General features: G+C 72.1%; 11 protein-coding genes. All 11 read left to right on the top strand.

Translation table 11 applies throughout. The features are described from left to right. Nucleotides 1-261: 261 nt before the first annotated feature. The 11 genes from FB391_RS14210 to FB391_RS14160 all read left to right on the top strand — a co-directional run bounded on the left by FB391_RS14210 (nucleotide 262) and on the right by FB391_RS14160 (nucleotide 24,136). Entirely contained in the window at nucleotides 262-2,649 is a 2,388-nt protein-coding gene (locus tag FB391_RS14210) for an ATP-binding cassette domain-containing protein (protein WP_141895394.1), read from the top strand. A gap of 166 nt (nucleotides 2,650-2,815) precedes the next feature. Continuing rightward, on the top strand, nucleotides 2,816-8,875 hold the full coding sequence (locus FB391_RS14205) for an Ig-like domain-containing protein (protein ID WP_141895392.1): 6,060 nt from the start codon (nucleotides 2,816-2,818) through the stop codon (nucleotides 8,873-8,875). A gap of 56 nt (nucleotides 8,876-8,931) precedes the next feature. After that, nucleotides 8,932-9,903 carry an AAA family ATPase gene (locus FB391_RS14200; protein ID WP_141895390.1) on the top strand — a complete coding sequence of 324 codons (972 nt, stop codon included), beginning with the start codon at nucleotides 8,932-8,934 and terminating at the stop codon, nucleotides 9,901-9,903. Further along, complete coding sequence (locus FB391_RS14195; protein ID WP_141895389.1) at nucleotides 9,903-11,165, top strand: DUF58 domain-containing protein; 1,263 nt, start codon at nucleotides 9,903-9,905, stop codon at nucleotides 11,163-11,165. The genes FB391_RS14200 and FB391_RS14195 overlap by 1 nt, the downstream gene beginning before the upstream one ends. Next, nucleotides 11,162-13,600: a transglutaminase-like domain-containing protein gene (locus FB391_RS14190; protein WP_246093532.1), complete on the top strand. Its 2,439-nt coding sequence runs from the start codon at nucleotides 11,162-11,164 to the stop codon at nucleotides 13,598-13,600. The genes FB391_RS14195 and FB391_RS14190 overlap by 4 nt, the downstream gene beginning before the upstream one ends. Then, nucleotides 13,597-15,075, top strand: coding sequence for an RDD family protein (locus FB391_RS14185; protein ID WP_141895387.1), 1,479 nt, complete (start codon nucleotides 13,597-13,599; stop codon nucleotides 15,073-15,075). Before FB391_RS14190 ends, FB391_RS14185 begins: the two co-directional genes overlap by 4 nt. Further along, complete coding sequence (locus FB391_RS14180) at nucleotides 15,075-15,932, top strand: PP2C family protein-serine/threonine phosphatase (RefSeq protein WP_141895386.1); 858 nt, start codon at nucleotides 15,075-15,077, stop codon at nucleotides 15,930-15,932. The genes FB391_RS14185 and FB391_RS14180 overlap by 1 nt, the downstream gene beginning before the upstream one ends. Continuing rightward, complete coding sequence (locus FB391_RS20115; protein WP_141895384.1) at nucleotides 15,932-17,308, top strand: FHA domain-containing protein; 1,377 nt, start codon at nucleotides 15,932-15,934, stop codon at nucleotides 17,306-17,308. The genes FB391_RS14180 and FB391_RS20115 overlap by 1 nt, the downstream gene beginning before the upstream one ends. Continuing rightward, nucleotides 17,308-18,948 carry a serine/threonine-protein kinase gene (locus tag FB391_RS14170; RefSeq protein ID WP_141895383.1) on the top strand — a complete coding sequence of 547 codons (1,641 nt, stop codon included), beginning with the start codon at nucleotides 17,308-17,310 and terminating at the stop codon, nucleotides 18,946-18,948. The genes FB391_RS20115 and FB391_RS14170 overlap by 1 nt, the downstream gene beginning before the upstream one ends. Beyond that, entirely contained in the window at nucleotides 18,936-19,691 is a 756-nt protein-coding gene (locus FB391_RS14165) for a hypothetical protein (RefSeq protein ID WP_425462960.1), read from the top strand. The genes FB391_RS14170 and FB391_RS14165 overlap by 13 nt, the downstream gene beginning before the upstream one ends. Then, on the top strand, nucleotides 19,688-24,136 hold the full coding sequence (locus tag FB391_RS14160; RefSeq protein WP_141895379.1) for a type VII secretion EssC family protein: 4,449 nt from the start codon (nucleotides 19,688-19,690) through the stop codon (nucleotides 24,134-24,136). The genes FB391_RS14165 and FB391_RS14160 overlap by 4 nt, the downstream gene beginning before the upstream one ends. Nucleotides 24,137-24,301: the final 165 nt, after the last annotated feature.

Here is a 24,301-nt window from a genome sequence, read left to right as displayed (position 1 = left end):
CGTCCCCCGGCCCTGGTCGCAGCATCCACCCCTCTCCGCCCGATCTTGGCGACTCGCCGGATGTGCGCGACCGTACGTGCGATCTCTGGCGACTCATCCGGCGCGGCGTCGACGGCGAATGCGGCGAGTCGCCAGATTCGCGCGGTTCCCGCCGCGGTTCTTGGCGACTCGCCGGGATCGGGCGGCGAATTCGAACGACCAGGGGGCATCGAGCAGGATTGAGGAAGCGGGATGTCCGGGTTGCCGGGCAGACTGGGGCGCATGGCATCCGAACCCCGCAGCGCCGCGCCCCACATCGCCGACTCCCATGAGGTCATCCGGGTCGTCGGGGCGCGCGAGAACAACCTCAAGGACGTCTCGGTCGACATCCCCAAGCGCCGCCTGAGCGTGTTCACCGGGGTGAGCGGTTCGGGCAAGTCCTCGCTCGTGTTCGCGACGATCGCCAACGAGTCGCAGCGCCTCATCAACGAGACCTATCCCACGTTCGTGCAGCAGTTCATGGGGCAGCTCAACCGCCCCGACGTGGACGCACTCGAGAACGTCAGCCCGGCGATCATCGTCGATCAGGAGCGCATGGGCGCCAACGCCCGATCGACGGTCGGCACGGCGACCGACGCGCACGCCATGCTGCGGCTGCTCTTCAGCCGCATCGGGCAGCCTCACGTGGGCTCGCCGCAGGCCTTCTCGTTCAACATCCCCTCGGTGTCGGGCGCCGGTGCCGTGACGCTCGAGAAGGGCGGCAAGAAGGTCAAGGAGCGCCGATCGTTCGAGATCACCGGCGGCATGTGCTCGCGGTGCGAGGGCCTCGGCGAGGTGAGCGACATCGACCTCGACGAGCTGTACGACAAGACCAAGTCCCTCGCCGAGGGCGCGATCCAGGTGCCCGGCTACAACGCCGACGGCTGGATGGTGCGCGGCTACACCGAGTCCGGCTTCGTCGACCCGGCCAAGCCGATCCAGGACTACACGGAGCAGGAACTCGCCGACTTCCTCTACAAGGAGCCGACGAAGGTCAAGATCCAGAACATCAACATGACCTACGAGGGACTCGTCCCCAAGATCACCAAGGCGATGCTGCAGAAGGACCGCGACGCGCTCCAGCCGCATGTCCGCGCCTTCGTCGAGCGCGCGGTCAAGTTCATGCCGTGTCCTGACTGCGGCGGCACGCGCCTGAACGAGGGCGCGCGGTCGTCGAAGATCAAGGGGATCAGCATCGCGGATGCCGCCAGCATGCAGATCTCGGACCTCGCGGCCTGGCTCGACACGGTGGACGACCCCGCGGTCGCGCCGCTCATGGTCGGCCTGCGGCAGACGATCGCCTCGTTCGTCGACGTGGGTCTCGGCTACCTGTCGCTGGATCGCGCGTCGGGCACGCTGTCGGGCGGCGAAGCGCAGCGCACCAAGATGATCCGCCACCTCGGCTCTGCGCTCACCGACATCACGTACGTCTTCGACGAGCCCACCGCGGGGCTGCACCCCCACGACATCCAGCGGATGAACGACCTGCTGCTGCAGCTGCGCGACAAGGGCAACACCGTGCTCGTCGTCGAGCACAAGCCCGAGGTCATCGAGATCGCCGACCACATCGTCGACCTCGGCCCCGGCGCCGGCCGCGCCGGCGGCGAGGTGCAGTACGAGGGTGACGTCGCCGGCCTCCGCGCCTCGGGCACGCTGACCGGCCGGCACCTCGACGATCGCGCGAGGCTCAAGGATGCGACGCGCGGGGCGAGGGGCGGGCTCGAGATCCGCGGCGCCACGCAGCACAACCTGAAGAACGTCGACGTCGACATCCCGCTCGGCATCCTCACCGTCGTCACCGGCGTCGCGGGCTCCGGCAAGTCGTCGCTCATCCACGGCAACGTGCCGGCGTTCGACGACGTGGTGGTCGTCGACCAGTCGCCGATCAAGGGCAACCGGCGCTCCAGCCCGGCCACCTACACGGGCATGCTCGACACCATCCGCTCGGCGTTCGCGAAGGCCAACGGCGTGAAGCCGGCCCTGTTCAGCGCCAACTCCGAAGGCGCGTGCCCCGCCTGCCGCGGCCTCGGCGTCATCATCACCAACCTCGGGTTCACGCAGAGCGTCGAGACCCTGTGCGAGCTGTGCGAGGGGACCGGCTTCAGCGACGAGGTGCTGGAGTACACGCTCGACGGCAAGAACATCGCCGAGGTGCTGGCGATGTCGGCCGACGAGGCATTCACGTTCTTCACGAAGGGTCCCGCACACACGACCCTCACGCGCATGATCGACGTCGGGCTCGGCTACCTCACGCTCGGGCAGGCGCTCAACACGCTGTCGGGCGGCGAGCGGCAGCGGCTCAAGCTCGCGATCTCGATGGCGAAGAAAGGTGCGATCTACGTTCTCGACGAACCGACGACCGGCCTGCACCTCGCCGACGTCGACAACCTGCTCGCGCTGCTGGACCGCCTCGTCGAGGCCGGCAACAGCGTCATCGTGATCGAGCACCACCAGGCCGTTATGGCGCACGCCGACTGGATCATCGACATCGGTCCCGGCGCCGGCCATGACGGCGGTTCCATCGTGTTCGAGGGCACGCCGGCCGACCTCGTGGCGCGTGCGGACACGCTCACCGCCAAGCATCTGGGGGAGTACGTCGGCGCTTCGACGGGTTCGGCGACCGGTTCCTGATCCTGTCGGCGGATGGGTGATTGTCCCCATCGCGGGGTCACAGGTTCCCAGGTGGAACCGGTATTCTGAGGCGGATCCCCGTCTTCGGTGTGCGATTCCGGCGCCCCACATGCCAGTCTTCGCCGCACGGACGACGATGCCGCCGTCCCCAGGAGGCTGACGTTCCATGAGGTCTTTCGCGTGGTTGCGCGCGCGCCCGCGCACGCTGGCGTCCGCCGGCGTCGTCAGCGCCGCTGCCGTTGCCATCACCACCCTCGCGTTCGTCTATGACGGGCTGCCCACGACCGAGGTCGATCTGCACGACGGCGGGGTGTGGGTGACCAAGCAGTCGAGTCTGCTCGTCGGCCACTTCAACCACGAGTCCGAGGTGCTCGACGGCGCGCTGCGCACGCCGAGCCAGGACTACGACATCCTGCAGTCCGGCGCCACGGTGCTGATGGTCGACGCCGAGAACTCGACGGTCTCGACGGTCGACCCCGCCAACGTCGCCCTCGCGGAGCCGGCGGATCTGCCGGGCTCCGCCGTCGTCGCCCTCGGCGCCCAGACCGTCGCCGTGCTCGACCCCGCGAAGGGCGACCTGTGGGTCGCTCCTGCGGGCGGGACGCTGAAGGTCAAGGGCGCCGACCCGCTCGCCGAGCTCGGCAAGGGCGCTGACGTGGCGGTCGGCGTGGACGGGACCGTGTACGCGGTGTCGCCCGAGAAGGGCGAGATCGTCGTCGTGCGCACCGACGCCGAGGGCGAGCCCGGCGACCCGGAGCATCGGGCGCTCGAGGGCCTGAAGAAGGACGCGAAGGCATCGATCACCGTCGTGGGCGACCAGCCTGTCGTGCTCGACTCCGACAGCGGCACCGTCTTCGTGAACGGCGCGCAGCAGAAGGTGTCGAAGGCGACCGAGCTGCAGCAGCCGTCGGCGGCCGCCGACGCGGTGGCCGTGGCCACGAGCAGCGGACTCGTGCGCGTGCCGTTCGACGGCTCGAAGCCCAAGACGACGGATGCCGGACGCGAGGGCTCTCCGGCCGCGCCGGTCTACCTCGACGGCTGCACGTACGCGGCGTGGAGCGGCTCGGGCCGTTTCGTGCGCGACTGCGCCGGCGACGCCGACGACCTCAAGAGCGACGTGAAGGGCCTGGAGCCCACCTCGGTCCTGACGTTCCGCGTGAACCGCGACGTCATCGTCCTCAACGACGTGGTCAGCGGTGCGACGTGGATGGCGGTCGACGATCTGCAGCGCGTCGACAACTGGGACGAGATCACCCCGCCCGAGGGCGACTCCGAGGACGACGAGCAGACCACCGAAGACACCACCGAGACGACGCTCCCCAAGCGGTCCGAGATCAACACGCCGCCGACGGCGACCGACGACGACTTCGGCGTGCGTCCGGGCCGCACCACGATGCTCGCCGTGCTCGACAACGACAGCGACCCCGACGGCGACATCCTGACCGCGCGGGTGACCGGCGACGGCCCGTCGTTCGGCGAGATCCAGCAGGTCGACAACGGGCGCGCGCTGCAGATCGCGGTGCCCGAGGAGGCGACCGGATCCACGAGCTTCACGTACGAGATCACCGACGGCCGCGGCGGCACCGACACCGCGACCGTCAAGCTCTCGGTGCACGGGTGGGATGTCAACGAGGCGCCGAAGGCCAAGCGCACGACCACCGTCGCCGTCGAGGCGGGCGGCACGGTCACCTACAACGTGCTGCCGGACTGGTACGACCCCGACGGAGACGACGTCTTCCTGAAGTCGGCGTACGCGTCCGACGGCGACGAGTCCGACTTCACGTCTGACGGCCGCATCACGTTCCGCGCGGTCGGCGGCACGCAGGGCCGCAAAGAGGTGCCGGTCGTGGTCTCGGACGGCAACGACGACGGCGCCGGGCCCGTGCGCTTCGACGTCAAGCCGATCGGCTCGACGATCCCGGTCACGAACGCCGACTACGTCGTGGTCCGCGTCGGCAAGACGGCGACGGTCTCGCCGCTCGTGAACGACGTCAGCTCCACCCGCGAGCCGCTGCGCCTGGCACGCGTCGACGAGGTCGCGGGCGCCACGATCAATCCGGACTACCCGAACAAGACCTTCACCTTCACGTCCGGGACGCCCGGCACGTACTACGTGCAGTACCTGGTCGCCGCGGGCGTCGAGCCCGTTCCCGGCCTCGTGCGCGTCGACGTCATCGACGAGTCCGAGACCGACCTGCCGCCCGTGGCGGTGCGCGACATCGCGCTGCTGCCGGCCGGCGGCGAAGTGCTCGTCGACGTGCTGCAGAACGACAGCGACCCGAACGGCGGCATCCTCGTCGTGCAGTCGGTGACCGCGGAGTCCACCGCGGGCATCGGCGTCGCCGTGCTCAACCACGAGACGCTCCGCATCACCGATCAGGCCGCCCTGTCCGAGCAGGTGCGCATCTCGTACCGCATCTCGAACGGATCCCAGCAGGCCGAGGCCGACGTCATCGTGATCCCGGTGCCGGCGCCCGCGCAGCTGCGCCCGCCCGTGGCGAACGACGACCAGGCCGTGGTGCGCGCCGGTGACGTCGTCACGATCCCCGTGCTCGACAACGACTACCACCCCAACGGCGACACCATCCACGTCGCTCCCGACCTGGTCGAGCCGCTGCCGGATCCCGAGCGCGGCGAGGCCTTCGTGTCGCAGGACGCCGTCCGCTTCCGCGCGTCCGACGAGCCGGGCACCGCGTACGTGACGTACGAGGTCGTCGACAGCACCGGACAGAAGGATGCCGGGTACATCACGATCCAAGTCGTGCCGGTGAACCTCGAGACCAACGCCGCCCCGCGCCCGAAGGATCTGACGTCGCGGGTGCTCACCGGCAGCCGCGTGCGCATCGCGGTGCCGCTGGACGGCATCGACGCCGACGGCGACTCGGTCGAGCTCGTCGGCATCGACTCGCCGCCGAAGAAGGGCCGCATCGTCGAGACCGGGTCGGACTACCTCGTGTACGAGGCGTTCGGCGACACGTCCGGCGTGGACGGCTTCACCTACCGGGTGCGCGACCGTCTCGGCGCAGAGGCGACCGCGACGATCAGCGTCGGCATCGCGCCGCCCGAGGCCGCCAACCAGGCGCCGTACGCCGTGAAGGACACCATCGTCATGCGGCCGGGCCGCACCGTCGCGGTGCCCGTGCTCGCGAACGACTCCGATCCGGACGGCGACCGCTTCGGTCTCGTCTCGAACGCGCTCGTGCTGCCGGAGGGCTCCGGGGTGAAGGCCAAGGTCCAGGGCGACCGTGTCGTGGTGACGGCGCCCGACAAGCCGATCGAGACCTCGCTGCAGTACTCCATCAAGGACGCCCGCGGTGCCAAGGCGACGGCGGTGCTGCAGATCACGGTCGCCGAGGACGTGCCGCTGCTGCCGCCCGTCGCCCGCGACGACTTCGTGCGCGCGACCGACGTCGAAGACGGCGTCAGCGACGTCGAGGTGCTCGCGAACGACGAGGATCCGGACGGCACGGTCGAGGCGCTGACGGTGGCCGTGAAGGATGCCTCGGCCCGCGTGGTCAAGGACGGCAAGGTCCGCATCACGCTCACCGACGCGCCGCAGCTCATCCAGTACTCGGTGACCGACGAGGACGGCAACACCGCTTCGGCGTTCGTCCACGTGCCCGGCCTGTCGAGCCTTCCGCCGGTCCTCACGACCGTGAAGCCGCTGGAGGTCAAGAGCGGCGAGACGGTCGAGATCCCGCTGGCCGACCACGTGCGCGCCGCGGACGGCGGCGCCGTGATCCTCACGGAGGTGGCCAAGGTCTCCGCGGTGCACAATGACGGCGCGGGCCTCGTCAAGGACGCGAAGACGCTGGTCTACACGTCGGCGCAGGGATACTTCGGCGACGACGCGATCACCTTCGAGGTGACCGACGGGACCGGACCCGACGATCCCGAGGGTCGCGAGGCGACGCTGACGCTGCCCATCCTGGTGCTGCCGCCCGACAACCAGCAGCCGACGTTCGCCAACGGCGCGATGGACGTCGCGCCCGGCGAGGAGCCGACCGGGCTCGACCTGAAGTCCCTCACGACCGATCCCGACAAGGACGACCTGGACGGCATGTCCTACGAGATCGTGGGCGGCTCGCCCGCGGGCATGACGGCGTCGATCGCGAAGGGCGAGCTGCGCGTGAGCGCGGCGGCCGACACCAAGAAGGGCACCGCCGCCACGATCAAGCTGAAGATCACCGACGGCGTGACCGCACCGATCGATGGCACGGTGACGGTCAACGTGACGGCATCCACTCGTCCGCTCGCGACGGCGAACGACGATGTGATCGACGAGGCCCACCAGGGCAAGACGCAGTCGGTCGCGGTGCTCGACAACGACTTCAACCCGTTCCAGAAGGAGGGCAAGCCGCTCAAGGTCACGACCGCCTCGGTCGACACCGGCGACGGCGTGGCGAAGGTCTCGGGCGACAAGGTCGAGGTCACGCCGAGCAAGGACTTCTTCGGCACGATGGTGGTGCGTTACCGCGTTCAGGATGCCACCACGGACGTCGACCGCGAGGTCGAGGGCCGCATCCGCCTGACCGTGCAGGGCCGTCCGTCGACGCCGGGCACGCCGATCGTGTCGAGCGTGCAGGACCGCACCGTCGTCCTGTCGTGGACGCCTCCCGCCGACAACGGCGCCGAGATCACGGGCTACACCGTGACCTCGACGACGGCCGCCTACACCAAGCAGTGCACGTCGACGACGTGCACGCTGGACGGGCTGACCAACAACGTGAAGTACAACTTCACCGTCGTGGCGACCAACCGGGTGGGCGACTCCGACCCGTCGGCCCCGTCGGCCGAGGCTCGTCCGGACGCGCGTCCCGACACGCCGCAGGCGCCGACGCTGACGTTCGGCGACGCGAGCCTGACGGTGACGTGGGTCACCCCGCCGACGCCGGGCTCGCCCGTGGAGTCGTTCAACCTGCAGATCTCGCCGGCGCCGCCGTCGGGCGTCGCCCTGAAGAAGGGCGTGACCGGCAACTCCACGGTGTGGACCGGACTGGAGAACGGCGTCTCGTACCAGGTGCAGGTGCAGGCCGTGAACCTCGCACCCGAGCCGTCCAGCTGGAGCCCGTGGTCGCTCGGCGAGGTGCCCGCCAAGGCTCCCGAGCCGCCCGCAGCCCCGACGACGAACCGTCTCGATTCGCTCGGCACCCAGTCGCAGCTGGAGGTGGTGTGGAGCCAGCCCACCACGAACGGCGCCGCTATCTCGGGCTACGAGGTCCAGGTCTGGAACGGCTCGACGCTGACGAACACCGTCCCGGTGGCGGCATCGTCGACGCGGCAGGTCGTCAACGTGCCGAACACGACGACCAACTACACGTTCAAGGTGCGCGCGCAGAACAAGGCGGGCTGGGGCAACTGGAGCGCCGCGTCGGCGGCCAAGCGTGCGTTCGGCGCACCGGGCATCCCGCCGAACGTGTCGCTGTCGACCCCGGACGCCAACAGCGCTGTCGTCGTGGCCTACGGCAATGCGCCGGGCAACGGTGCGACCACCGACGAGGTCAAGTACGAGTACTCGCTGAACGGTGGCAACTGGGCGGCCATGCCGGCGAACAAGACCATCGGCGGGCTCTCGAACGGCACCACCTACACGATCCGCGTGCGGGCGTACACGTCGATGGACGGCGTGCGCTACACGGGCGACCCGTCGGCGCAGTCGAACGGGGCCATCCCGTACGGTCCGGTCAAGACGCCGGGCGTCACCGCGACGCGCAACGGCCAGAGCATCGACTACACCTGGAGCGCGCCCGCCTCGAATGGACGCGCGATCACGCAGATGCAGGTCCGCTTCGACGGAGGCGCCTGGCAGAACGTCGCGAACAATGGCTCGACGACGAAGAACTACGGCTACAGCCAGACCCACAAGATCGAGGGTCGCGCGCAGGATGCCGCAGGCCAGTGGAGCGCCATCGCCAGCGATTCCGCCACCACGGTGGCGCCGCCGGCGGTGGTGGCCGAGACCCGCAAGGGATCGCAGCACAACTCGTCCACCTGTTCCAATTCCTCGTGCGCCTACATGGTGCTGCACGTCGAGAACTTCCCCGCGGGCAACTACACGCTCGCGTGCAACGCCACCGGACCTAACGGCGGAACCTGGAGCAGCAACACCTACTACGTGCCGTCGGACGGCAATGTCCAGCTCAGCTGCTACTTCGGCGACCCGGGCGAGCAGGCGTGGGTGAGCATCAGCGGCCGCGCCGACGCCAGCAGGATGACCTGGTACTAGCCGCGGCATCCCCTCTTCACGAACACGACACGACGCAACGAGAGAACGAGACTCACATGACGATGACCCCTGAACAGGCGGCCTGGTTCCAGGGCACCTTCGCGCGACTTGTCGACAACGTCGACCAGGCGCTGATGGGCAAGCGCGACGTGGTGGCGCTGGTGCTGTCGGCGATGCTCGCCGAGGGCCACGTGCTGCTCGAGGACGCGCCGGGCACCGGCAAGACGAGCCTCGCGAAGGCTCTCGCCGCCACCGTGCAGGGCACGAGCACGCGCATCCAGTTCACGCCCGACCTGCTGCCGTCCGACGTCACGGGTGTCACGATCTACGACCAGACGTCGCGCCGGTTCGAGTTCCACCGCGGCCCGGTCTTCGCGTCGATCGTCCTGGCGGACGAGATCAACCGCGCGTCGCCCAAGACGCAGTCAGCGCTGCTGGAGGTCATGGAGGAGTCGCGGGTCACCGTCGACGGTGTGGCGCACGAGGTGGGCCGCCCGTTCCTCGTGATCGCGACGCAGAACCCCATCGAGCAGGCGGGCACGTACAAGCTGCCCGAGGCCCAGCTCGACCGGTTCCTGATCAAGACCTCGATCGGCTACCCCGACCTGGCGGTCGCCGAGCGCATCCTCGCGGGCGCCGCCGACCGCAACCCGTCGGCGCACCTGCCCGCGATCATCACGACGGGCGCGGTCGCCGACATGGCCGACCTCGCCGCGACCGTGCACGTCGACCCCGCCGTGCTGCGCTACACGGCGCAGCTGGCCGAGGCCACGCGTGACGACAAGGCGACGCGACTGGGTGTGTCGGTGCGCGGCTCGCTCGCCATGATCCGCATCGCCAAGGTGTTCGCCGCCGCACAGGGCCGCCACTTCGTGCTGCCCGACGACGTGAAGTCGCTGGCCGGCCCGGCGTGGACGCACCGCATCGTGCTCGACCCCGAGGCCGAGTTCGGCGGCACCACGGCCGAGACCGTCATCGCGCGCGTGCTCGAGTCCGTCGCGGCGCCGCAGGCGAGGTCCGCGGCCTGATGGCGACGGAGGCACTCGGGTCGCAGGCTGCGGCACAGGATCGCACCGCGGGGTTCGGTCGGCTCGCGCTGACCGCACTGCGCGCGGTCGGTCGCGTGCTCGGCCGCGTGTTCGGGGTCGTGCGCCCCGTGGCCTGGGTGCTCATCGCCGCGACGATCACGCTGTGGATCGCCGGGCAGTCGCTCGGCTGGTGGGAGCTCACCGTCACCGCCGTCGTCATCGGAGCCGCGCTGCTCCTCTGCCTGCTGTTCCTCATCGGCCGCACCGCGTACGACGTGTCGCTCGACCTCAATCGCACCCGCGTGGTCGTGGGGGAGCGCGCCGTCGGTGCGCTGACGCTGTCGAACACCGGCACCCGCGCCATCCTGCCGTCGCGCGTCGTGCTCCCCGTGGGCAACGGTCGCGGCGTCTTCGACGTGCATCGGCTGTCGCCGGGCGAGCAGGCCGAGGAGCTGTTCGCGATCCCGACGTCGCGGCGCGCCGTGGTCAAGGTGGGGCCGGTGAGCGTCGTGCGCGGCGACCCGCTCGGGCTCTTCGAGCGCGTGCACCGCCGCGACGAGCCGGTCGACCTGTTCGTGCACCCGCGCACGGTGCTCTTCGACGGCCAGTCGCTCGGGTTCCTGCGTGACCTCGAAGGTCTCCCCGCGACCGACCTGTCGCCGGACGACGTGTCGTTCCACGCGCTGCGCGAGTACCAGGCGGGCGACGATCTGCGTCACGTGCACTGGAAGTCCACCGCCCGCACCGGGCACATCATGGTGCGCCAGTACGAAGAGACCCGGCGCTCGCACTTCGTGATCGGCCTGTCGACGAGCCCCGCGGACTACCGCGACGACGACGAGTTCGAGCTCGCCGTCTCGGTCGCCGGCTCCCTCGGGCTGCGGGCGCTGCGCGACTCGCAGCGCGTGGAGGTGCGCGTGCAGGAGCGCGCGCTGCCCGCGGCCACGGGCAAGCAGTTCCTCGACGCGCTGTCGGGCCTGGAGCACTCCCGTGCGCGCGCCGGCGGCATCGTCGAGCTCGCCGGCTCCGTCGCCGCGAGCCTCGCGCTGGCGAGCGTCGTCGTGCTGGTGTGCGGCACCAAGGTCGACGCGAACGACCTGCGCACAGCCTGCAGCCGGCTCCCGTTCGGTGCCCGGGTGCTCGCCGTCGTCGTCTCTCCGGCCGGCACCGCGCCGTCGCTGCGGCGTATCGGCGACGCCGACGTCATCACCGTCGGGGCCCTCGAGCAGCTGCCCCTCGCCCTGCGGAAGGTGCTCGCATGACCGCGCCCGCACCGCAGCCGCCGGCACCTGTGCTGAGCGAGGGACGAGACGAAGCACCCACCCGCACGGCCCGCGCCGCCCAGAGCGCCCGGCCCGCTCCCGAGCCGCTGTCGCTGCGCCGCTGGGTCCTCGACCTCGCCGCCGTGGCGGCGCTCCTGCTGATCCCGATCATCGGGTTCTGGCCGACGTTCGACGGCCCGCGCTACCTGGTCGCCGGCCTCGGAGGCCTCGCGCTCGGAATGGGCATCGCGGTGCTGGGGCGGGTGTTCCGCTGGGGCGTCCTCGTGATCGCCGCCGCGACCATCGCGGCGTACTTCCTCTTCGGCGGCGCGCTCGCCCTGCCGGCGACGACGGTCGCCGGCGTCGTCCCCACCGTGCAGACCCTCGGCCTGCTGGCGCTCGGTTCGGTCATGTCGTTCAAGCAGCTGCTGACGACCATCGCCCCCGTCGCCGCCGACGACGGCCACATGGTCGTCCCGTTCCTGCTCGCGCTGGTGGCCGCGGTGCTGACGACGTCTCTCACGCTGCGGCTGCGCAGCGCGGGGTGGGCGCTGATCCCCGCGGGCGCGTTCCTGGCCGCCGAGATCGCGCTCGGCACCTCCCAGCCGTTCGCCCCCGTCGTGCAGGGCGTCGTCTTCGGGCTCGTCGCCGTGGTGTGGCTCGCCCTCCGGCAGGCGTGGCTGCCGCAGGCCGCCGCCGTCTCGGTGGGCGAGGCCGGGCCCTCGCACGGCGCCGGCGTCCGGCGCGTGCTGATGGGAGCGGGCGTCGTGACGCTCGCGGGCGTCGTCGGCGTCGCGACGAGCGCGTTCGCGGCGCCGCAGTCGCCTCGTTACGTGCTGCGCGACGTCGTGATCCCGCCGTTCGACATCCGTGAGTACGCCAGCCCGCTGCAGTCGTACCGCGCGTACGTCCGCGACCACTCCGACGACACGCTCTTCACCGTCAGCGGTCTGCCGAAGGACGCCCGCGTGCGCCTGGCGACCATGGACGAGTACAACGGCATGGTCTACAACGTGTCCGACAAGGGCGCGGGCTCGTCGGGCGCGTTCTCGCAGGCGCGCACGAACATGTCGGCCGAGGCGAAGGGCGTCGAGGCGACGGTGCGGGTCGAGATCGGCGACCTCGAGAGCGTGTGGATGCCGGACGCCGGCGCCGTGCGCAGCATCACGTTCGACGGCGACCACGCCGACGACCTGCGGCGTACCGCCCACTACAACGAGTCCACCGACACCGGCGTGGTGACCGCGGGGCTGGGCAAGGGCGACGCGTACACGCTCGACAGCGTGATCCCCGAGGTGCCCAGCGACGAGCAGCTCGCGAAGCAGAAGTTCGCGCCGGTGTCGCTCCCGAAGCAGCAGGGTGTGCCGAAGGACCTGGCGGATGTCGCGTCGACGGCGGTGGCCGAGGCATCCACTCCGATCGAACAGGTCCGCGCACTGCAGCAGTTCCTGTCGGAGGACGGATTCTTCAGCCACGGCCTCGAAGGACAGCCGCTCTCGCGCGCCGGACACGGTGCGGAGCGCATCTCGACCCTCCTCGGCTCGCAGCAGATGGTCGGCGACGACGAGCAGTACGCGACCGCCATGGCCCTGATGGCTCGCGAGCTCGGCATCCCCGCGCGCGTGGTCATGGGCTTCTACCCCGATGAGGACCAGGCGGGCGGGGCGGTCTTCGAGGCGAACGGCGACAACCTGCACGCGTGGGTCGAAGTCGCGTTCGACAAGGCCGGCTGGGTGCCCTTCGATCCCACGCCGCCCGAGGACCAGGTGCCGAGCGACCAGACCACGAAGCCCAAGGCCGACCCGAAGCCGCAGGTGCTGCAGCCGCCGCCCCCGCCGCAGGAGCCCGTCGACCTTCCGCCGACGGTGGCCGACGACCGCGGCTCGGAGGACGAGAACGGATTCGACCTCGGGCTGCTCTGGATGATCGTGTCGATCGGCGTGGGCGCGCTCGGCGTGCTCGCGGTGCTGCTCGCCCCGTTCATCGTGATCGGCGTGCTGAAGGCCGCCCGCCGTCGCAAGCGCCGCCAGGCCGAACGCGCCGCCGACCGCATCAGCGGCGGCTGGGACGAGCTCGTCGACCGGGCGTCGGACCTCGGTGCTCCGGTGCGTCCCGGTGCGACGCGGCAGGAGGATGCCGGCGTGCTGACCGCCGCGTTCGCCGAGCCTCGAGTGGGCACGCTCGCACATCGTGCCGACGTGGAGGTCTTCGGGCCGACCGAACCCACACCGGCCGACATCGACGCGTTCTGGGCGGAGGTGGATGCGCTCGTCGGGGGGATGGGTCGCAGCCGCTCGTTCTGGCGCCGCCTGCGGGCGCGCCTGAGCATCCGCACACTTCTCGAGGGCACCCGATTCGCGCTGCCGCCGCGCAGCACCGCCGATGCCCGGCGCGCGCCCGAGCGCACCGACCCCCCAGCACAGGAGAACGAATGACCAACAGCCCGTCCGGCGGCGAGGCCCCGGCGTCCCTCGGGCGCCGCGTCGGCGCGTACGCCATCGACACGGCGATCGCCTCGGCGATCGGGGCCGTGCTGATCGGCATCGCCGCCGGCGTCCTCGTCGGCGCAGGGCAGGGCATGTCGCCGACGGCGCTGGTGGCCGTCGCGCTGCTCGCATACCTGGTGATCGGCCTGCTGCTGTTCGCGTGGATGCTGGTCTACACCGCGATGCAGGCCGGTCGCGGCTCGATCGGCCAGCGCGCGCTGCACGTGCGCCTGCAGGACGCGACGACGGGCGCCCCGATCGGCTTCTGGCGCGCGGTGTGGCGCAACATCGTCTTCGGTCTGAGCTGCGCGATCGTCGTGGGCTACTTCACCCCGCTGTTCGACCAGAGCGGACGCCGTCAGGGATGGCACGACCTCGCCGCCAAGGCGGTCGTCGTCGATGCCCACGCTGCGGCCTCGCCCGCCTCGCCGGCCGTCCGCCCGGCGACGGCGAACCCGTATCTTCCGCCGCCGACCGGGATGCCGGCGGCCATGGCCGCCGCGCCGGCACCGGTGCCGGCCCCCGCACCCGGCTTCATGCCGGCCGACGACGACATGGTGGGCGCCACCGAGCTGCGTCCCTCGGCCCCGGCCGCCGCGTCCGGCTGGACCACGCAGAGCGCCCGCGTCGCGGGCGTCACGCCGCCGGCGGCGGCCGCGCGGCCGACGGTGCCGGCGGGTGTCATCGCCCAGGTGCCGTGGCACACGTCGAACCCCGGTGACGCCGCCATCGCGAAGGCACCGCCGGAGTTCCCCGAAGAGACGACGCCGTTCCCCGCGGCGACGACGACCGAGCCGCTGGACCCGTTCTCGGCGCTGTTCGGCACGTCGACCCGCGACCAGCCCGACCCCGTGCCGGTGGCCGCGCCGCCGGTGCCGACGCCGACGGTCGCCCCACCCCACCTCGCACCGGTCGTCACACCCGTGCCGGTGCCGGCCCCCGCACCCGCGACGGCCGCCGCCCCGGTCGTGGTGCCGGCGGCACGTGTGCTGAGCGAGCGACGGGACGAAGCATCCTTCCCCGCGCATGGCGCGGACGACCTCGACGCGACGCGCATGGCCGTCGCGCCGCCCGCCCAGCGTGCGGCGCTGTACCCCGACGCGCCCGTGATCGCGGTGCTGACGTGGGACGACGGCACGCGCATGGCCGTCTACGGCCGCACCCTGTACGGTCGCAACCCGGCCGGGGAAGAGGGAGCGGTGGCGATCGCCGTCCGCGACGAGACGCTGTCGCTGTCGAAGACGCACTTCGAGATCGGCGGCGACCCGTCCTCTGCGTGGATCGTCGACCGGCATTCGACGAACGGCACGATCCTGGTGCGCGACGGCGGGCGCATCCCGCTCGTCGCGGGCGTGCGCACGAACCTCCGTCCGGCCGACCGCCTCGAGTTCGGCGACCGGGCCGTCACGGTGGGGGCCGCCTGATGGCCGAGACGTCCGCACCCATCGTCGTGGCGTGCGGTGCCGCGACCGATCCGGGGCTGCGCCGCCGCATCAACGAGGACTCGTACCTCGCGCAGGCGCCGCTGTTCCTCGTCGCCGACGGCATGGGCGGCCACAACGCCGGCGAGGTCGCGAGCGCGGCCGTCGTCGAGGTGTTCTCGCAGCTGGTCGGCCGCCCGAGCCTCACCCAGGACGACATGCACGCCGCGCTGGCCACGGCCCGCCGTCGCGTCGCGTCGCTGCCGCCCGGCGGCGGTGCAGGCGCCGGCACGACGCTCGCGGGCGTCGTGGTCGCCGACATCGACGGCGAGGGGTACTGGCTCGCCGTCAACCTCGGCGACTCCCGCACCTACCACCTGAGCGACGGTCACTTCGAGCAGGTGAGCGTCGACCACTCCTTCGTCCAGGAGCTCGTGGATGCCGGCGAGCTGGCCGCCGACGACGCCCACCGCGATGCGCGCCGCAACGTCATCACTCGCGCGATCGGCGCCGGCAGCGACGCCGCGGCGGACTACTGGCTCATCCCCGCCGAGGAGGGCGACCGCATCCTGGTCTGCTCGGACGGGCTGTCGGGCGAGCTCGAGCAGGACGCGATCCACGGCATCCTGCTGGCCGAGACCGACCCGCAGGCGGCCGCGACCCGGCTCGTGCACGAGGCGATGGTGCGCGGCGGTCGCGACAACATCACAGCGGTCGTCGTCGACGCACTCGCGGTGCGCAGCAGGACCGACCGTCCGAACGAGCGCGATACGGTTCCGGTAGGAGCGCCCGCCGTCGCCGCCGATTTCGACATCGACGCCGACACCCTCCCCCGGGCTGCTGTCACTGGAGGTTCCTGATGCCGATGCTGTACGCCCCCGGCTCGACACCCGTCGTGGTGACGCCGCGCGGCTTCGCGGTGTTCGAGCACGGAGCGTCCGCGGCGCTGCTCGCGCGCGTGAGGTCGGTCGTGGCGGACGGGCGGGGCCTCGGAGGCGTGATCGAGTCGCTGACCGGCGCGTACGGGGCGTCGCTGACGGCGATCCCGTCCTTCGCGGTCGCGCTCGCCGAGGGCGACGGCGTGCGCATCGCGGTGCGCGGCGATTTCGCCTTCGACATCGACGCCGACGTCCCCGAGCGGGTCTCGGGCGCCGGCGTCACGACCTGGACCGAGCGCGTCGTCCGCGGTGTGCGCCGGGTGACGCTGCCGTCGGGACCGGGCGAAGGCACCGACCCCCCGGAGCTGCCGGTGGCCGACGGGGTCGTGCTCGCCGCGACGATCGTGTGGGATGCCGCGGGCCCGGCCGTTCCGGCTGCCCCCGCTGCTCCGGGTGAAGCCGCGCCGACCGCCGCTCCGGCCGCGGCCGCGCCGGCCGCCGCCCCGACCGCCGAGGCCCCCGCGCCTGCGGCCCGGGCGACCCGCGCCGATCTGGCCGCGGCATCCCTCTCGTCGGCGCAGCACCCGGCGCCTGCGGCGCCCACGCAGCAGCCGGCCGCCGCACCACCGGTCGTGCCCGCACCGGCGCCGGCCATCGCGGGCGTTCCGGGCATGATCGACTCGAGCACGGTGCAGAGCGTCGCCGGCGATGAGACGCTGCTGCCCGAGGACTCCGAGCTGTCGCAGCCCCGGCCCGAGGCTCCCGCGCGCGGCGACGACGTCGCGTCGACCACCGGCTACGACCACCTGTGGGGCGCGACGGTGATCCGCTCGGTCGAGGACGCCGCCGTGCGTCCCGACGAAGAGGATGGGGCACCCGCCGCCCCGGCTGCGCCCGGCGATCACGACGGTGCGACGATCTCGCTCGCGCAGGCCCGCGCGCTGCGCGCCGGTCGTGCCGCCGCCGAGCAGGCGCCGTCGTCGACCACACCGCCGCTGGCGCCGCCGCGTCCGCCGGCGCCCGGGCGCATCCGGGTGTCGACGGGGCAGGTGCTGCTGCTCGACCGCACGGTGGTGATCGGCCGCCGGCCGCGATCGACCCGCGTGAGCGGCACCGACCTGCCGCACCTCGTCGCCGTCGACAGCCCGCAGCAGGACATCTCGCGCAGCCACGTCGAGCTGCGCGTCGAGGGCGAGAGCATCGTCGCGACCGACCTGCGCACGACGAACGGCACGACGCTGCTGCGTCCGGGCTCGGACCCGGTGCGGCTGCACCCCGGTGAGGCCACCGTCGTGATCCCGGGCGACGTGCTCGACCTCGGCGACGGCATCACGGTCGCGATCGAAGGGCTCACCTGATGGCCAAGCGCGCGCCCATGGCGCCGCCCGACCTCCCGGGCTTCACGTACGTCGACCTGCTGGGGTCGGGCGGCTTCGCCGATGTCTACCTGTACGAGCAGGCGCTGCCGAAGCGGCGCGTCGCGGTCAAGGTGCTGCTGACCGACCGCATGTCGAGCGACTCGGTCGAGGAGTTCACCGCCGAGGCCAACGTCATGGCGATGCTCTCGACGCATCCCGCGATCGTCACGATCTATCAGGCCGGCGTCGCCCGCGACGGGCGCCCGTACCTGGTGATGGAGTACTGCCCGCGGCCGAACCTCCAGGTGCGGTACCGCCGCGAGCCGTTCTCGATCGCCGAATCGCTGCGTGTCGGCGTGCAGGTCGCGGCGGCCGTCGAGACCGCGCATCGCGCCGGCGTGCTGCACCGCGACATCAAGCCCGCCAACATCCTCGTGACCGAGTACAACCGGCCGGCGCTCACCGACTTCGGCATCGCGTCGACGACGACCGCCGCGGCCGAGTCCGCCGGTCTGTCGATCCCGTGGTCGCCGCCGGAGTCGTTCGCCGATGTGCCGCGCAGCGACCCGCGCTCCGACGTGTACGCGCTCGGCGCGACGGTCTACACGCTGCTGGCGGGCCGGTCGCCGTTCGAGCTCCCCGGCCAGCGCAACAGCGCCGCCGAGCTCATCTCGCGGATCGAGACGCTGCCGCTTCCGCCGCTCGGACGCGCCGACGTGCCGGCCTCCCTGCAGCGCGTGCTCGACCGCGCGATGTCGAAGTCGTCCGCCGATCGCTACGAGAGCGCACTCGCCTTCGCCCGGGCGCTGCAGACGGTGCAGATCGAGCTGTCGCACTCGGTGACGCCGATCGACATCCTCGACGACCAGGCGCCCGAAGACATCGAGCAGGACGAGGACGACGGGCTCACCCGCGTGCGCGGCGTCGTCAGCATCGACCCCGAGACGACGCCCGCCGCCGGCATGACCCGTCCGTCGGCGACCACGACGCCGGTCGCGCCGCGCTTCGGCCCGCCGCCCGTCACGACCGGCTTCCCGCCCGCGACGGCACCCGCGTTCGAGCCCGCCGAGGCATCGACGGTGCTGCGCGCCGCCCCCGCGGCGACCGCCGAGACCATGCGCCGCGAGCAGGTGTCGCTTCCCGTCTCGCTCGACGAGACCGTGATGCGCGCGCCCGTCCCGCTGCCCACGGCGGCGCCTGACGAGCAGGAAGCGGGTGCCGCGCCCCGGCGCCGTCGGACCGGACTGTGGATCGGGCTCGGCGCCGCGGCCCTCGTGGTCGTCGCGATCATCGTGGGCGTCTCGCTGCCGGGCCTCCTGGGCGGCACGCCCGCGCCGCAGCAGACCGAGGAGGAGTCCGACCCGCAGGACCCCGTCTCGACCTACGTGGAGCCGGTCACCGATGTGGTCGGCACGGTGGGGGCGGACGGCGTCACCTTCACGTGGACGAACCCCGACCCCCAGGAGGGCGACTACTACATCGTCGAGCCGGTGTCGCTCGGCGGCGACGCCCAGAAGGTCGACGACACCGTGGCCACCGTCCCTGCGGCCCCCGGTCAGACGTGCATCGATGTGACCCTGGTCCGCGCGAAGGGCACGCCGCAGGACTCGAACACCCCGACCCGGGGGTGCACCCCGTGACCCCGCCCGCCACCGACCAGCTGAGCGTCGAGTTCGCGGGCGAGGAGTTCGAGGTCGCGCCCGACCAGGTGTTCACCGTCGGCCGAGAGGGCGACCTCGCGATCGACGACAACCTGTTCCTGCACCGCAACTTCCTCACCATCCAGAACGTCGAGGGGCTCTGGCTGCTGTCGAACGTGGGCACCCGGCTGTCGGCCACCGTCACCGACACCGGCGGACGCGTGCAGGCCTGGCTCGCGCCGGGCGCGCGGCTGCCGCTGGTGTTCGCCGCGACGACCGTCGTCTTCAGCGCGGGCCCGACGACGTACGAGCTCACGATCCACGCGGCCGAGCCGACGTTCCGCGAGACGCAGCCGCCGCTCGACGACGATGACGACGGCCTCAGCACCATCGGCGAAGTACCCCTGACGCACAGCCAGAAGGTGATGATCCTCGCGCTCGCCGAGCCCGTGCTGCGTCGCGAGGGCACCGGCATGAGCGAGCTGCCGACATCGGCCCAGGCGGCCGAACGCCTCGGCTGGACCCTCACACGGTTCAACCGCAAGCTCGACAACGTGTGCGACAAGCTCGACCGCTCGGGTGTGCCCGGGCTGCGCGGAGGTGTGCGCTCCTATGCCACCAACCGCCGCGTGCGCCTGGTGGAGCACGCGATGTCGGCCCGTCTGGTGACGCGCGACGACCTTCCCCTCCTCGACCTCGAGAAAGAGAACTCTCACGCCATGAACGGAGAAGATGACGCGTGAGGGTGAAGTTCACGCTCCACCGGTCGCCTGCGCCGGTGGATCTCGAGGTGACGGCCGACGGCACGTCGACCGTCGGCGACCTGGCCCGCGCACTCGTCCTCGCTGATCCCCGCGGAGCCGCCGATCCGGGCAGCGTGACGCTGGCCGCGGCCGAGTCCGCGGGGCCGCGGCTGATCGACCCGACCCGGGCGGTCGCCGAGTCCGGCATCCGCTCCGGCCAGACCGTGCAGGTCGTCGCGGCGCCCGCCTACATCGGCGACGATGCGCCCGCCGCCGTCGTGCGCGTGCTCTCGGGTCCGCTGGCCGGAAGCGAGCTGCCGCTGCGGGCGGGGTCCAACGTGGTGGGCCGCGACCCGGGGGCCGACGTCGTCCTCGATGACGCGCTGGTGTCGAAGCGCCACGCGCGCATCAACGTCGACGCGGGCATCGAGATCATCGACCTGGGATCGGCGAACGGCCTGGTGATGGGCGGCGAGCAGATCGCACGCACCTCGCTCTCGCCCGATGACGTGGTGCTGCTGGGCTCGACCGAGATCTCGGTGATCCCGCTCACGCGGCCCGGCACCGTGCACGCGTCCACGTCGACGGTCGAGGTGGTGCGGACGCCGCGTGTCGTGCCGCGGTACGAGAAGCCGGACTTCCCGGCCCCGAAGCCGCCCAAGGCGCTGACGCCGCAGCGCCTGCCCTTCATCGCGCTCATCGCGCCGCTGCTCATGGGCGTCTTCCTGTATGTGATCACGCAGAACGTGCTGTCGGTGGTGTTCATCGCGCTGAGCCCGCTCATCATGCTCGCCGCGTGGCTCGACCAGGTCCTCTCGGCGAGATCGCAGTACAAGCGGGACGTGCAGCGGTTCGAGGCATCCCTCGAGCATTTCGAGACGCTCATGGAGCGCGAGCAGGGCGAGGAGCGCGCGGTGCGGATCGCCGAGGTGCCCGCGCTCGCCGACGCGCTGTCGTCGCTGTCGTCCTGGGGCGACCTGACGTGGACGCATCGCCCCGAGCACCCGCAGTTCCTGACCGCGCGGCTCGGCACGGGCCGACTGCCCTCACGCGTGGGCATCGAGCTCAACGGTCTCGACGAGACCGAGCCCGACTACTCCGACAGGCTGCTCGCCGTGCGGGAGCGCTTCGCGCTGATCGACGACGTGCCGGTCGTCGCCGACCTGCGCGAGGCCGGCAACGTCGGCTTCGCCGGAGGGAAGGATGCCGCAGACGCGGCCCGCGCGTCGCAGAGCGCGACCGCCGCCGCGCGCGCGTTCGCCATGCAGCTGGTCGCGACCCACTCGCCGGCCGAGCTCGTGGTGACGGCGTTCACGTCGCCCGCCACCCGTCGGGTGTGGTCGTGGCTGGAGTGGCTGCCGCACACCAGCTCGCCGCACACGCCGCTGGACGGACCGCACCTCGCAGCCAACCCCGGCACCGCCGCGGGCCTGCTCGCGCGTCTGGAAGGGCTGGTCGAGGAGCGGTCGGGCGGCAAAGAGGGCACTGCGCTGCGCGGGCCGGTGCCGTCGGGGGCCGAGCCCGAGCCGGCCGCACCTGCCGTCCCGGCCGTGGTGGTGCTCGTCGAGGACGGCGCGACCGTCGACCGCGCGCGCCTGACCCGTCTCGCCGAGCGCGGGCCCGACGTGGGCGTGCATCTCGTCTGGGTCGCGGCGACCGCCGCGGCGATCCCTGCCGCATGCCGGACCTTCCTCGTGGTCGACGGCGCCGCCGAGGGCACCGCCGCCGGCATCGTGCGCCGCGGCCTGTCGACGACGCCGGTGCGCGTCGAGCTGCTCGACGAGGCCACCGCGGTCGCCTGGGCCCGCGTGCTCGCCCCGACCGTGGATGCCGGAGCCCCCGTCGACGACGAATCCGATCTGCCGCGCGCCGTGTCGTTCATCGACCTCGCCGACGCCGACATCGGCGCGGATGCCGCCGTCATCGCCGATCGCTGGCGCGAGAGCGACTCGATCACGGTCCGCGACGGCCGCCCGCCCGAGCGCCGCAAGAAGGAGGGCAACCTCCGCGCGCTCGTCGGCCACGGCGGGGGCGGGGCATTCCACCTCGACCTGAGGTCGCAGGGCCCGCACGCGCTCGTCGGCGGCACGACGGGAGCGGGCAAGTCCGAGTTCCTGCAGTCGTGGGTGCTGGGCATGGCGTCGGCGCACAGCCCTGACCGCGTCACGTTCCTGTTCGTCGACTACAAGGGCGGCTCGGCGTTCGCCGACTGCGTCGACCTGCCGCACACCGTGGGGCTCGTCACCGACCTGTCGCCGCACCTCGTGCGCCGGGCGCTGACGTCGCTGCGGGCGGAGCTGCGGTACCGCGAGCACCTGCTGAACCGCAAGAAGGCGAAGGACCTGGTCTCACTCGAGCGCACCGGCGACCCCGAGACGCCGCCGAGCCTCATCATCGTGGTCGACGAGTTCGCCGCGCTCGTGGGCGAGGTCCCCGAGTTCGTCGACGGCGTGGTGGACGTCGCGCAGCGCGGTCGTTCGCTCGGGCTGCACCTGATCCTGGCGACGCAGCGGCCCGCCGGCGTCATCAAGGACAACCTGCGCGCCAACACGAACCTGCGTGTCGCGCTGCGCATGGCCGACACCGAGGACTCGTCCGACATCCTGGGCACGCCCATGGCCGCGCACTTCGATCCGTCGATCCCCGGCCGCGGCGCCGCGAAGACCGGCCCCGGCCGTATCGCGACGTTCCAGACCGGGTACGTCGGCGGCTGGACGACGGATGAGAAGCCGCAGCCCCAGATCGACATCCGCGAGCTCGACTTCGGCGTCGGCGCGCGCTGGGACGTCCCGGCGGCGGAGGTCAAGGCGGCGGCCGATCCGGGGCCGACCGACATCGCCCGGATCGTCCGCACCGTGAGGTCTGCGGCATCCGCCCTCGCCATCCCCGCACCGCGCCGACCGTGGCTCGACGAGCTCGCCGCCGCGTACGACCTCGCCCGGCTGCCGAGCCCCCGCACCGACGAGCGGCTGCTGCTGGGCGTGCTCGACGACCCCGCCACGCAGTCGCAGCCGACGACCTCGTACGAGCCCGACCGCGACGGCAACGTCGCGATCTTCGGCACCGGCGGCTCGGGCAAGAGCACCGCGCTGCGCACCCTCGCGGTCTCGGCGGCCATCACGCCGCGCGGCGGCCCGGTGCACGTGTACGGCCTGGACTTCGGCGCTGGCGGTCTGCGCATGCTCGAGGGCCTGCTGCACGTCGGCGCCGTGATCGACGGCGACGACGGCGAACGCGTGACGCGACTGCTGCGCATGCTGCGCGACATCGTCGACGAGCGCTCCGCGCGGTACGGCGACCTGCGCGCCGGAACGATCACCGAGTACCGGCGCCTGGCCGAGCGGCCCGACGAGGCGCGCATCGTCGTGCTGATCGACGGACTCGGTGCCTTCCGCGAGCAGTACGAGTTCGCGCCGGGCAGCGCCGGATGGTTCACGCTGTTCTCGCAGATCGCGGTCGACGGCCGCCAGGTGGGCGTGCACTTCGTGATGACCGGAGACCGCCCCAACGCCCTGCCGACGTCCATCGCCTCGACCGTGCAGAAGCGCTTCGTGCTGCGCCTGGCGACCGACGACGACTACCTGCTCGTCGGCGCGCCGAAGGACGTGCTCACCCCCGCCTCGCCTCCCGGACGTGCGATCCTCGACGGCGACGAGATGCAGTTCGCCGTGCTGGGCGGCAGCGCGAACATGGCCGTGCAGGCCCGCGAGCTCGAACGGCTCGCGACGGCGATGGAGCGCCAGGGCGTCGTCGCCGCGCCCCGCGTCGGCCGCCTGCCCGAGCAGGTGGCGCTCGCGTCGCTGCCCGCGACGACCGCGAAGGGCGACCTCGTCATCGGCCTCGCCGACGAGGACCTCGGCCCGCTCGGGATCGACCCGCACGGGGCGTTCCTGCTGGCCGGGCCGCCGGCATCCGGCCGCACCACCGCACTGGAGACGATCGGCCGCGCGCTGCGGCGGAGCGACCCCGCGCGCCCGCTCGTGCACCTCAGCGCGCGGCGGTCGGGACTGCGCCTCGCCTCAGACCTGCGGTACGCCGCGACGGGGCCGTCGGCGGTCGCCGACCTCGCCGGGCTGCTCGTCGACGCGATCGACGCGGGCACCCTCGCCGCGCCGGCCATCCTCGTCGAGCACCTCACCGAGTTCAGCGGAACCGAGGCCGAGTCGCCCCTGGACCGGCTCATCCGCGCCGCCGACCGCGCCGAGGGGTTCGTCGTCGGCGAGGGCGAGACGTCGACCTGGGGTCAGGCATGGACCCTCGCACAGCCGTTCAAGGCGGCGCGGCAGGGGCTGCTGCTGGCGCCGAGCGACGTCGACGGCGACACCCTGTTCGGGCTCTCGCTGGGACGCGTCAAGCGCGCCGACTTCCCGGTCGGACGAGGTTTCGCCATCCATCAGGGTCGTGCGCGCCGCGCGCAGATCGCCGTCTCGGACGGGACGGCATGACGTATATGACCGATGGGGAATCCTCCCCATCGCTGCCGCGTCCACGGCCCCGATAGCGTCAGGGACGTGAGGGCGGAACGCTCGCCCTCGACGGACTTCCCGGGCTTTCGGGGGCCTGTACCGGAATCACACCGCCCGCACCGCGGGCACAACATGAGGAGAACA

The sequence above is a fragment of the Microbacterium kyungheense genome (assembly GCF_006783905.1).
GTDB lineage: Bacteria > Actinomycetota > Actinomycetes > Actinomycetales > Microbacteriaceae > Microbacterium > Microbacterium kyungheense.
Note: the sequence above shows the minus strand (reverse complement) of the source record. Positions and strands in the feature narration are given on the sequence as shown.

Bases quoted from the DNA above. Each gene is read 5' to 3' on its own strand.
- FB391_RS14210 (WP_141895394.1), top strand. From the start codon at position 262: ATGGCATCCGAACCCCGCAGCGCCGCGCCCCACATCGCCGACTCCCAT.
- FB391_RS14205 (WP_141895392.1), top strand. From the start codon at position 2,816: ATGAGGTCTTTCGCGTGGTTGCGCGCGCGCCCGCGCACGCTGGCGTCC.
- FB391_RS14200 (WP_141895390.1), top strand. From the start codon at position 8,932: ATGACGATGACCCCTGAACAGGCGGCCTGGTTCCAGGGCACCTTCGCG.
- FB391_RS14195 (WP_141895389.1), top strand. From the start codon at position 9,903: ATGGCGACGGAGGCACTCGGGTCGCAGGCTGCGGCACAGGATCGCACC.
- FB391_RS14190 (WP_246093532.1), top strand. From the start codon at position 11,162: ATGACCGCGCCCGCACCGCAGCCGCCGGCACCTGTGCTGAGCGAGGGA.
- FB391_RS14185 (WP_141895387.1), top strand. From the start codon at position 13,597: ATGACCAACAGCCCGTCCGGCGGCGAGGCCCCGGCGTCCCTCGGGCGC.
- FB391_RS14180 (WP_141895386.1), top strand. From the start codon at position 15,075: ATGGCCGAGACGTCCGCACCCATCGTCGTGGCGTGCGGTGCCGCGACC.
- FB391_RS20115 (WP_141895384.1), top strand. From the start codon at position 15,932: ATGCCGATGCTGTACGCCCCCGGCTCGACACCCGTCGTGGTGACGCCG.
- FB391_RS14170 (WP_141895383.1), top strand. From the start codon at position 17,308: ATGGCCAAGCGCGCGCCCATGGCGCCGCCCGACCTCCCGGGCTTCACG.